At 62.9% G+C, this 9,077-nt stretch carries 14 protein-coding genes, 1 tRNA gene and 1 pseudogene; 4 read left to right on the top strand and 12 right to left on the bottom strand.

All coding sequences use genetic code 11. The annotated features are described in order from the left end of the window. Positions 1 to 282 precede the first annotated feature (282 nt). Positions 283 to 1,173, top strand: a pseudogene (locus tag EOA24_RS17655) (D-alanyl-D-alanine carboxypeptidase family protein); the annotation flags it as partial. Positions 1,174 to 1,571: 398 nt separating this feature from the next. Here EOA24_RS17655 and EOA24_RS17645 read toward each other — a convergent pair. Then, a complete protein-coding gene (locus EOA24_RS17645; RefSeq protein WP_126080023.1) occupies positions 1,572 to 2,021 on the bottom strand; it encodes a universal stress protein in 450 nt (149 codons plus the stop codon). A 449-nt stretch (positions 2,022 to 2,470) separates the two neighbouring features. Here EOA24_RS17645 and EOA24_RS17640 point away from each other — a divergent pair, with 449 nt between their 5' ends. Together EOA24_RS17640 and EOA24_RS17635 are read left to right on the top strand one after the other, a co-directional pair. After that, on the top strand, positions 2,471 to 3,412 hold the full coding sequence (locus EOA24_RS17640) for a DUF1003 domain-containing protein (protein ID WP_127256897.1): 942 nt from the start codon (positions 2,471 to 2,473) through the stop codon (positions 3,410 to 3,412). A 207-nt stretch (positions 3,413 to 3,619) separates the two neighbouring features. Continuing rightward, a tRNA-Arg gene (locus tag EOA24_RS17635) sits at positions 3,620 to 3,696 on the top strand. Positions 3,697 to 3,872: 176 nt separating this feature from the next. On the opposite strand, the gene EOA24_RS17630 is transcribed toward EOA24_RS17635, so the two are convergent. From EOA24_RS17630 to EOA24_RS17620, 3 genes are all read right to left on the bottom strand, one after another. After that, positions 3,873 to 4,790 carry a DUF4238 domain-containing protein gene (locus EOA24_RS17630; protein WP_189353983.1) on the bottom strand — a complete coding sequence of 306 codons (918 nt, stop codon included), beginning with the start codon at positions 4,788 to 4,790 and terminating at the stop codon, positions 3,873 to 3,875. Positions 4,791 to 5,139: 349 nt separating this feature from the next. Next, positions 5,140 to 5,418 carry a hypothetical protein gene (locus tag EOA24_RS17625; RefSeq protein WP_127409940.1) on the bottom strand — a complete coding sequence of 93 codons (279 nt, stop codon included), beginning with the start codon at positions 5,416 to 5,418 and terminating at the stop codon, positions 5,140 to 5,142. Continuing rightward, complete coding sequence (locus EOA24_RS17620; protein WP_127409939.1) at positions 5,415 to 5,738, bottom strand: hypothetical protein; 324 nt, start codon at positions 5,736 to 5,738, stop codon at positions 5,415 to 5,417. The genes EOA24_RS17625 and EOA24_RS17620 overlap by 4 nt, the downstream gene beginning before the upstream one ends. 235 nt (positions 5,739 to 5,973) lie before the next feature. Here EOA24_RS17620 and EOA24_RS17610 point away from each other — a divergent pair, with 235 nt between their 5' ends. Further along, positions 5,974 to 6,225, top strand: coding sequence for a hypothetical protein (locus EOA24_RS17610; RefSeq protein ID WP_127409937.1), 252 nt, complete (start codon positions 5,974 to 5,976; stop codon positions 6,223 to 6,225). Position 6,226: 1 nt separating this feature from the next. Here EOA24_RS17610 and EOA24_RS17605 read toward each other — a convergent pair whose 3' ends face one another. The 8 genes from EOA24_RS17605 to EOA24_RS41635 all read right to left on the bottom strand — a co-directional run. Further along, positions 6,227 to 6,451: a hypothetical protein gene (locus tag EOA24_RS17605; protein WP_127409936.1), complete on the bottom strand. Its 225-nt coding sequence runs from the start codon at positions 6,449 to 6,451 to the stop codon at positions 6,227 to 6,229. Further along, a complete protein-coding gene (locus EOA24_RS17600) occupies positions 6,438 to 7,322 on the bottom strand; it encodes an ATP-dependent DNA ligase (protein WP_127409935.1) in 885 nt (294 codons plus the stop codon). The genes EOA24_RS17605 and EOA24_RS17600 overlap by 14 nt, the downstream gene beginning before the upstream one ends. A gap of 310 nt (positions 7,323 to 7,632) precedes the next feature. Next, a complete protein-coding gene (locus tag EOA24_RS17590) occupies positions 7,633 to 7,890 on the bottom strand; it encodes a hypothetical protein (RefSeq protein ID WP_127409933.1) in 258 nt (85 codons plus the stop codon). A 47-nt stretch (positions 7,891 to 7,937) separates the two neighbouring features. Further along, complete coding sequence (locus tag EOA24_RS17585) at positions 7,938 to 8,279, bottom strand: DUF1515 family protein (protein WP_073984779.1); 342 nt, start codon at positions 8,277 to 8,279, stop codon at positions 7,938 to 7,940. 19 nt (positions 8,280 to 8,298) lie between these two features. Then, the gene (locus tag EOA24_RS43095; protein WP_245501812.1) at positions 8,299 to 8,466 is read right to left on the bottom strand and encodes a hypothetical protein; all 168 of its coding nucleotides are present in this window, start codon (positions 8,464 to 8,466) and stop codon (positions 8,299 to 8,301) included. Then, positions 8,453 to 8,746 (bottom strand): hypothetical protein, encoded by a 294-nt coding sequence (locus EOA24_RS41640; RefSeq protein WP_189353985.1) that lies wholly within the window; start codon positions 8,744 to 8,746, stop codon positions 8,453 to 8,455. Before EOA24_RS41640 ends, EOA24_RS43095 begins: the two co-directional genes overlap by 14 nt. Further along, on the bottom strand, positions 8,743 to 8,877 hold the full coding sequence (locus EOA24_RS43900; protein ID WP_281059887.1) for a hypothetical protein: 135 nt from the start codon (positions 8,875 to 8,877) through the stop codon (positions 8,743 to 8,745). Before EOA24_RS43900 ends, EOA24_RS41640 begins: the two co-directional genes overlap by 4 nt. After that, positions 8,877 to 9,077, bottom strand: a 201-nt coding sequence (locus EOA24_RS41635) for a hypothetical protein (protein ID WP_189353981.1), incomplete at its 5' end; no start/stop codon positions are given. The genes EOA24_RS43900 and EOA24_RS41635, both read right to left, overlap by 1 nt.

The following is a 9,077-nucleotide window of genomic DNA, read 5'->3' as shown; positions in this document are numbered from 1 at the left end:
TGGTTCGCCGCAGCGCCGCGCCAAGCCGACCGCTTGGCGCTGCGGCGACCGCATCATAGGGAGAGAAAACTGTTACCTATGTATCCGGTTCAAAGTGTTACCCATCTATCCGCTGGACACCGGCAGGCAGGTGAGGGGCAGTGCCGCCCCTCCAAAAGCAAGGAAAGCATGCGCGACCCCCCAAAACCTGGGCAAATGCCTTCTTGCGTCCGTTAACCAGTTGGACGCGGCATATGGGTTACGTTAGTTTCGCCGCGTCTCAGCAACAGTTTTAGAACAGTCTTGCCCCCTACCTTCCCTCTCCTCCAGAAACTCATCGCCGTACTGGCATTGCTCGCGCTGGTCGCCGGCTGCACGACGGCGGCACCGCCTGAAAGCGTGCTTGCCGTGCCGGCGCAGCCGCAGAAATATGCGGCGATCGTGGTCGACGCCTTGACCGGCAAGACCCTGTTCGAGGTCAATTCGCGGTCGCAGCGCTATCCGGCGTCGCTGACCAAGATGATGACACTCTACATGCTGTTCGAGGCGCTGGAGAGCGGCCGGGTGACCAAGGAAACGCGGATCCCGGTTTCCGACCACGCCGCCTCGCAGCCGCCGACAAAACTGCGTTTTAGGCGTGGCGAGACGATCGACGTCGATTCCGCCATCCGCGCCATGGTGGTGAAGTCGGCAAACGACGTGGCGGTGGCGGTGGGCGAATATCTGGGCGGCGGCTCGGAGGATCAGTTCGCCGCCATGATGACCGCCAAGGCGCGCTCGCTCGGCATGAGCGGCACCAATTTCCGCAACGCCTGCGGCCTGCCTGACGACGGCCAGGTGACCACGGCGCGCGACATGGCGGTGCTGGGCATGGCGCTGGAAAAGCGCTTCCCGCAGCATTTCCACTATTTCTCCGAAAGCGACTTCATGTTCCGCGGCAGGCTGGTGCGCGGCCATAACGACATGCTGGGGCGGGTGCGCGGCGTCGACGGCATCAAGACCGGCTACATAAGGGCTTCCGGCTACAACATCGTCACCTCCTACAATGCCGACGGGCGGCATCTGATCGTGGTGGTGATGGGCGCCGACACCGCGCGCCAGCGCAACGACCATGTCGAGGCGCTGATCCAGCGGAGTCTCGGACCGGCGATCGCCGATGCAAACCAGCCCAGGCTGATGTATTCCGGCCAGCAGCCGGCCTCGCCGCCGCTGCTTCCACCGGCGGACTCGGCGTTGCCAGGGTTGCCGCCGCAGCAGCCGACGCCCGCCTCGGCGGCGCCGGGTTCGACGGCGTCCGATTTTCCGTCGCCGGATCTGGCCTCGCCCGGCGCGCCGCTGCTGCAGACGCAGTAGGCGGCGGGGGAAAATTTTAGACGTCGGCGGGACAGCGCCCCCCTCTGGCCTGCCGGCCATCTCCCCCACTTGGGGGGAGATTGGCAGCTTTGGCGACGGCGCTCGTCTTGCAAACGTCTGTGATTGGCGAAGGCGGTCGTGACGGCTGATCTCCCCCCTTGAGGGGGAGATGTCCGGCAGGACAGAGAGGGGGGCGAAGGAACGCGGCGTTTCTCTTTCTTAGGCCGCGCTGCCGTTGCCTATCTAACCACCAGCACCGGAATCTCGGTCAGCGACACCACTTCCGCCGTCTGGCTGCCCAGCACCAGCCGTCCCAGCCCGCGGCGGCCGTGCGAGGCCATGACGATGATGTCGCTGCCCTCGCCGGCGGCCACCTCGAGGATCGCCTCGGCGGGGGTGCGGTTCTCGATATGCAGGGTCTTCGCGCCGACCCCCTTCGCATCCGCCTCGGCCTTGCACTTGCCGAGCAGTTCGCTTGCATATTTGCGCGCGCTCTCCTCGTAATTGACCAGCTCGTCGGCGGCGACATAGCCGGCCATGGCGCCGCCCCAGGCCAGCGCCGGGAACGGCTCGGAGACGGTGACGAAGGCCACGGTGGCGCCGAGGCCCTTGGCCAGCTCCAGCCCGTGGGCGACGCCCTTCTGGGCGAGTTCGGAGCCGTCGGTGGCGATGAGGATTTTCTTGTACATTGTGGCGATCCCTCTTTTGCAGGGCGCCGCGCGCGCCCAAGTGGCGGGAGCCTGAACGCTCAGGCCTGATTTCGATATAGTCTGCCTATCAGGCCCGCCACAGGGGCCAGTTTGATGCGGATCAAGGCCAGGCGGCAGAGACGATTGCGCCAGTGGGGGCGTGAAATCGCCGGCGGCGCTCCCCCTCACCCAGCCTCCGCTTCGCTCGGCTGACCTCTCCCCCAGGGGAGAGGAGATTGTCAGCGCCGGTGCCCACCTCTTCTCCCCGGCGGGGAGAAGGTGGCCGCGTAGCGGCCGGATGAGGGGCTGCGCCGACCTATGCGATTGCCTCAACAGCCCGCCCCCCATCACAAGAACTTGTTCGGTCACACACTCTTCACACTGACCATGGATATGCCGCGCCGGCTTGGCGTATCGTACCCGCAAAGCCTCGAACAGGAGCAGCGACCATGGCAGGCGACCCGAAGGCATCCGCGCAAATCCAGGCCGACGACGAGAACGACGTCGCCGGCGAGTATCTCGAGGCGGAGACCGTGCCGGAGGATGCGCAGGCAGCCGCCGACGAGATCCTCGAAGCGCCGGAGGTGCCGGATTCCGAGCCGCAGGCCGAACCGCATGTTCCGGGCACCTCCCGGATCAAGCCCAAGAAGAAACCCTCGGCGATCTCGGGGCGCAAATTCCGCAAGCGCGACCTGGTGCGCATCGACGATCTGAGGCCCAGCCTCGCCGACCGCATCCGCTCCGACCATCCCGACCTGCCGCGCGGCGCCCGCATCAGCCGCGAGGAGCTCGGCCGCTACCGCATGCGCTACATGGAGGAACTGCTGCAGCAGGAGCACGGCGAATTCTCCGAGCTCGACCGCCAGGTGGTGGAATCGATCGCCAAGCAGGACACGATCTCTGAGAACTCGGAAGAGGAATATGAGGAGCACCGCTCCTTCCCCGACCGCGTTTCCGACACCATGGCCGAGTTCGGCGGCAGCTGGTGGTTCCTGATCTCTTTCGCGGCGGTGCTTTTGCTGTGGATCGGCATCAACCTGGTCGCCGGCGCGACCAGCGCCTTCGACCCCTACCCGTTCATCCTGCTCAACCTGGTGTTGTCCTGCATCGCCGCCATTCAGGCGCCGGTGATCATGATGAGCCAGAAGCGCCAGGAAGCCAAAGACCGGCTGCGCTCCTTCAACGATTACCGGGTGAACCTGAAGGCCGAGCTGGAAGTGCGCCACCTGCACGAAAAGCTCGACTACCTCATCTCGCGCCAATGGCAGCGCCTGGCCGAAATGCAGCAGATGCAGCTCGACGCCATGCACGAGCTGACCGCGGCGAAGAAGGTGAAACGCGCGACGCGGGCGGTGCGGCGGAAGACGGCGAAGGTGGGGGTGGAGGGTTAGGCCAGTTCCTCGCCCCACGCAGTGGGGAGAGGTGGCTCGGGCGAAGCCCGAGACGGAGAGGGGAGCGCCCTATCTGACAACCTATCGGCCAGACAATCACCCACCCCCGCACAATCGCCAATTGCCCGTTGAAGCCCGACGCCGCTTCCGCTAAGAAGCCGTGGCTGGCCGGCTCACCGGCCGGTTCGTTTTCCGGTCCCCCGGGAAGCACCCGTAGCTCAGCTGGATAGAGCGCTGCCCTCCGAAGGCAGAGGTCGCAGATTCGAATTCTGCCGGGTGCGCCAATTTTCCCAATGAAAATCAATAGTTGCGGGGAACCCGGTTTGTTCTCGCTTGCATTTGCGTGCAGGGAAATGCGGTACAAAACGCCAACTTGCAGGCGTTTTCCGTACAAAATCCGTACAAGGAATCACCTTCCGTTCTCACGGGCGGTTGCGCGCGAGAGATGCGCTCGGGGAAATCAATCTACTTGATCGAGATGACCCGGATTGGATCGGGGCCGCAAAATGACAGGTGAGGGTGCCGACCCCAGCCTGTTGCTTACAAACCTCAATTGACTGTCAGAGCGACCGAATACCAAGTGAGTTGCATGGCTTACCACCCTGGCGTTTATGTCGGCGACTAACTGATTTACCGGTATCTGTTTGAACCGTGCGAAGGTTTCATCGTTTCTGAAGGCGGCGAAGAGCTGGTGCGGTCCGATCGGCAAGGCGATGTGGGCGAACTGGTAATTCAACCCCGTTCGTATGACCGGCCGGTCAGATGTTAAAAGTTCAAATTTTGCATCGCGCGTGTCGGCAATGGCCCACTGCATTTGGTTGATTGTCGCACCCACCCGTTGGTTATCTACGATCGGCAGGTAGGTTTGAAAGAGGTAACCTTCCACGGTGGCCAACGGCATCGTTGCTAGGTACTCACTAAATGTCGGTGGGTCAGTCTCCCGCCTGTTTTTCGAGTATTCTTGCTCGCCTTCTTCGCTTGCGTCCGCGAAGGTGTGCTTCCATTGTGCCCGCAACGCTTCGATATCGGGTGGCGTTCTCAAAAGCAGGGAAATAATGAAACGGGACCAAGCGGATCGCAACTCTCCAGGCCATTCTCCCGCGACACCTTTGGTGACAAGCCGATCTAGCGCCTCGGCTGCTAGCGAGTCCGTAAAATGAAAGAAGCGCTCTTCGATTTGTTGCGCGAGGTGAGGCTCGAAACCCCGCAAAGAATATAGATTCTCCTGGTAGGCAGTTCCCGCCGGATGTGTCATCCGCGGCTTCACTACATGTCCGTACGGCCTGCTGAACTCACACAGGCGTCCGTCCGGCCCGGCCCACCTTCTGAGATAGAACACCGGGATGTAGTGATGTTTTTTAGGTTTGTTGTTGATCAAGTCCCGCCTGCCCCGCGACAAAAGTGTACTTGGCGACGGTCAGCTTGGGAAGCTAGGGCTTTCGTCGGGATTCCAACCGCTTGCCGGCAAAACAGAGCAAAATCGGCCCAAACCAAATCAATAGGTTACCGGGCATCTGTAAAACGGTCGAAGCGGATCGGGCGGTATCGTTCGGCCGCATACGTTCCCACGATCGATTGAAGTTCGTCCGCTGGTTCCTGCGCGCCGGCGGCCCGTAACGCGGCCACACCGGCATTGATTTACACAGGGCCAGGACTGTCGGTCAGCAGCTTCTCCAATGCGGACGTCAGGCAAGCCATGGTCAATGTTCCCTCCACGGCAGCCATGTCTAGAGCTGTGGCGTCGGTGTGTGTTGGATGAAGCCGATGCGCTTGTCATCGCGGCCGGCCTGGCGGCATCTGGTGCAGCGAAAATGCGGAGCGAGGTCGGCCGCCATGCAGGAGTGGTCGACGCCAAGACGGCCACACAGCTCGGTCATGTCGACGGTACTATGCTGACCGCAGCCCGTGTTGTGGCAATGAACGCTCATTCGGTATCCAAGCGCCAGCATCTTGCCGATCGTGTCGATCGCCAGCGGATAGGTGATTTCGGGAAGTTTCAATGTCACGGCGCAGGATCCTCGCGCCAGACAGGAACGCGATTGACCTTGATCGCCACCAGGCGGCGGATACGCAGACCGACAGCTTCTCGGCCGGTTGGCACGAACGCCACGACATCCAGCCGTCCGTGAGCCCGTCCGCCGTCCTCGCAGGTCATCCTCTTGGCGAGCGAATCCACGTCGACGTCGCCGAAGATCTGGATCAGGTCCGAAGGCTGATAGTTGTGCTGCCGCTTGCAATAGCGGCAGGTCACGCGGACCATGCGCAGCGTGTCGATCAGGTTCGACAGCGGATAGTCGCGGTACTTCGGGCTGTAGGTCTCGGGCATGAGAACAGAAAAGGAACAAATTCCTTGATCGTCAAGCCGGTCTGTGGAATCTTTTCGCCATGAGCGACGAACCGACGCGGCCTGGAGAGACGATTGTGCAACGCCCCCGAGGCCCGCTCGGGCATTTCTGTGAACACGCCGGATGCGGCAAGGATGCCGGATGGGGCTTTGCCAAGCCGAAGAGGCCGTCGCGCTGGTTTTGCTACGAGCACCGCGGCGACGGGGAGGCCTACCTTTGATCAGCAAGCCGCGACGCACTAGCGACTATCCCGACCGCGAGATCGACTGCCAGGAGGCGATGGAGCCGGGTTTTCAGGCGATCATTGATTGCATGATCGAGACAGGCTGGAACCGCGAGGAGGCCAAGCGTGCGCTCCGGCGCCTGATCGCGGCCGACAACATGACGCAAAAGGAAAACGCGAAGGTTGAAGCCGAGCTGGCGATCGCGCGGGCGATGATCCGGGCCGGCCGGCCGAAGCCCTGGTAAGCTATCCCCGCTTCGACACTGCGCTGTCGTCGAGTTCGGCTTCCAACTGGTCGCTCACCGGCTTCGGTTCCCTCCCCAAGGGCACGCCGTTGAACCCCTGCAGCCACGCTTCGGCATGCTCGGCCCAATAGTCCGGTACGGTCCGTTCCTTGCCATCCTTGCGCGCCTGCTGGCCGTACATCCACGCATAGGTGACGCGCTCCTGGTCCTTCTTAGCCACGGCCATTTTCATCCTCCCAGAAGTCTTTCAGCATTGCGTGGCGAAGCTGCTCCTCGCCCTTCAGGAACCGCACTCTGCCCGAAAGGCCAGGCTTCAGCCACTCCGCCTTTTCCTTCTTGAGCCCCTTGGGCGGCGGCGCGCCGATTTTGCCTTGTACCCGGTCCCATAGCGCCTGGCGCTTGTCGGCCCTGAAGGTGACAAAGGCGCCGCCCATGTAACGGCCCTTGTCAGCCATCAGCACCATGGCCGGCTTGCCGCGCTCGCGCTGCACGCCAATGATGTCCATCACCTTCTCGTCGAAGCATTTGATCTTGCGCCAGGCCGAGGTCGGGCCGCTGCTGTAAACGCTGTCCAGCAGCTTCGAGACTATGCCTTCGAGATTGGAGTTGCAGGCCAGATGATAGGCAGCGTCGCCACTGCCGGGGAGCGCTTCGCTGAACTGGATGTGCAAGCCGGCCGGGATCATCGCCTGCAGGACTTCCCTGCGGTCGCGCAGCGCCATTCTGCGCAAGTCGTGGCCGTTGAGGTGGAGAAGGTCGAAGGCGACGAGATAGAGATCCTGCGGCCGGCGCGTGATGGCCGAGCGGAGCGCATGGAAGTCCGACAGGCCCTTATCATTGAGCACGATCGTCTCGCCCTCGACGATGAAGCTTTCGCCGTTCAGCTTATCGGCTTCAGCGGCGAGCGGCCGGTATTTTGCCGTCCAGTCGATGCCGCTCTTGGTGTAGAGGCGGATGCCGTCGGCATCCTTGATCACCTGTGTCCGGTAGCCGTCGAACTTGATTTCGTGGCTCCACTCGGCGCCCGCCGGCGGGATGTCGAACCGCTCCGGCTCCATCGGCTTGATGAACTTCAGACGCTCGACGGCGTTACGCATGAACACATCCCAACAACCGCGATTCAAGCCACGTGCAGCGATCCGGTTCCGGGCATTTTAGCAAAATTGTATGTGGGAATGGTTATGGTACGAGATTTCACCGTAGGGCCGGCGATCACCGGCAAGAGCGCCGACGGTGACATCAGCGATGAACGCAGGCATTTCTATGCCTGCCCGACTTGCGGCAAGCCAGTCGACATGCGCGATCTTCGCCAGGTCTTGCTGCACGAAACGCCCGGCCACGGTAAGCGCCGGACAGCAAAAAGCCCGCGCATCCGGAGACGCACGGGCTCGCGCAAGGCAGGGAATGTCAGCCGATCGGCGTGAAGTCGACGTAGAACGTGTCGCCCTGCTTGTATTTTCCGATCAGCGCCGGATTGGCGACCGTCAGCTTCAGCTCGCCCGACGGTGAGAACTTGGCGTAGCTGTTGTCCTCGTCGCTGCCGTCGGACGGATACGGGCCATCCTTGGCTACGGCGTAGAATTGCAGGGTTTCCTGGCTTGGGTCGCCTTCGGCCGGATAGGGCGTGACGGCGGTGATGCGCATCTTGGCGCGCATTCTGGTCATTGGACTGTCCTTTCGTGAGATTGCCCGGATCCGCCGGGCGCGGATGGTTATGGCGGCGGCTTGCCGGTCAGGTACGTGTAGGCGCCGATCAGCCAGCCGGCGGCGGTCACCACGCCGATGCCGATCCGGATCAGCCAGCGGCCGAGCGTGCCGGCGCCCTGCGCCTGGCTGCGCAGCGTCACGACGTCGTCGGTGACGGACTGGATGGCTTCCGTCTTGTTCTTGACGGAAGAGACGTCCGCTTCGAGATGCGTGGTGCGCATGACGACTTCGTCGAGCCGCCTGTGAATGCTGGCCCGGCTCTCGTCGGCCCGCTCAAGCCGATCTTCGATCGCCTCAAGCTTCCCCAATAGGATTCCGAGCGTGCGCTCGACGCTGGTTGCCGACATTTTCCCGCCCAATGCACTGCTAGGATTTCAGTTCGGCGCGGCGCCTGGCGCTTGCCTTGGTGTGCCGGTCGCATTCGGCCGGCGTGTAGAACTTCACGGCGCAGCCGGAGGCCATCGTGCGATCGATCTTGTTCTGATCGTCGGCCGTCTTGCCTTCGGCTCCCGCAAGGCTGTTACCGATGGCCAAGCGCAGGGCTGGAACACCGTCCACGCCGGAAGTCCCACACCCCGCCAGCAGCAATGCAGTCGTCAAGAGAGCGGCTGGCCTCAATGCCCTTGCGAATCGCATCCTGATTTTCCTTTTCGATCCTGGCGCGCAGCTCGTCGGCGCCGCCTTGCTTGATGAGGTGATAGCCGCCGGCAGATGCGCCGCCGACGATGATGGCAATGACTGCCCAAGCGATCGCGCCGGCCGCGAAACGGCCGACGCCAAGCCGGCCGGCGATGAGCGTGATGATGAGGCTCATAGCAGCCGTCCCGCGGCAAAGCCTACGAGCAGGCCGATACCGAAGATCGCGGCCAGGACGGACTTGCGGCTGCACAGGACATCGAGCGCCAGGTCGGCCCAGAAATCGGGATTGTTGCCGCCGCCGCCCATCAGCGTCGCGCCCCGGTCTGGAACGCTTCGATGCTCTTCTTTTCGCCATGGCTCGCGACGAGGAAGAGCCCACCGGCCACGCCGGCTATCGCCAGCATCCAGACCCAGCCGGGCACGTCGCCGGCGGCATCCTTGACCGGCTGGATGTAGCCGCTGGCCGCGCCGAGGTTGCCGATGACGCCGTCGAAGAAGCTGCCGAC

Source organism: Mesorhizobium sp. M2A.F.Ca.ET.039.01.1.1 (genome assembly GCF_003998035.1).
Taxonomy (GTDB): Bacteria; Pseudomonadota; Alphaproteobacteria; order Rhizobiales; family Rhizobiaceae; genus Mesorhizobium.
The sequence above is the reverse complement of the archived record's forward strand: the minus strand, read 5'-3'. Positions and strand labels throughout refer to the sequence as shown.

Coding starts and splice junctions, on each gene's coding strand:
- EOA24_RS17600 (WP_127409935.1), bottom strand. CDS start 7,322: ATGCGTAACGCCGTCGAGCGTCTGAAGTTCATCAAGCCGATGGAGCCG.
- EOA24_RS17590 (WP_127409933.1), bottom strand. CDS start 7,890: ATGACCAGAATGCGCGCCAAGATGCGCATCACCGCCGTCACGCCCTAT.
- EOA24_RS17640 (WP_127256897.1), top strand. CDS start 2,471: ATGGCAGGCGACCCGAAGGCATCCGCGCAAATCCAGGCCGACGACGAG.
- EOA24_RS41640 (WP_189353985.1), bottom strand. CDS start 8,746: ATGAGCCTCATCATCACGCTCATCGCCGGCCGGCTTGGCGTCGGCCGT.
- EOA24_RS17645 (WP_126080023.1), bottom strand. CDS start 2,021: ATGTACAAGAAAATCCTCATCGCCACCGACGGCTCCGAACTCGCCCAG.
- EOA24_RS43900 (WP_281059887.1), bottom strand. CDS start 8,877: ATGGGCGGCGGCGGCAACAATCCCGATTTCTGGGCCGACCTGGCGCTC.
- EOA24_RS17620 (WP_127409939.1), bottom strand. CDS start 5,738: ATGCCCGAGACCTACAGCCCGAAGTACCGCGACTATCCGCTGTCGAAC.
- EOA24_RS17605 (WP_127409936.1), bottom strand. CDS start 6,451: ATGGCCGTGGCTAAGAAGGACCAGGAGCGCGTCACCTATGCGTGGATG.
- EOA24_RS17585 (WP_073984779.1), bottom strand. CDS start 8,279: ATGTCGGCAACCAGCGTCGAGCGCACGCTCGGAATCCTATTGGGGAAG.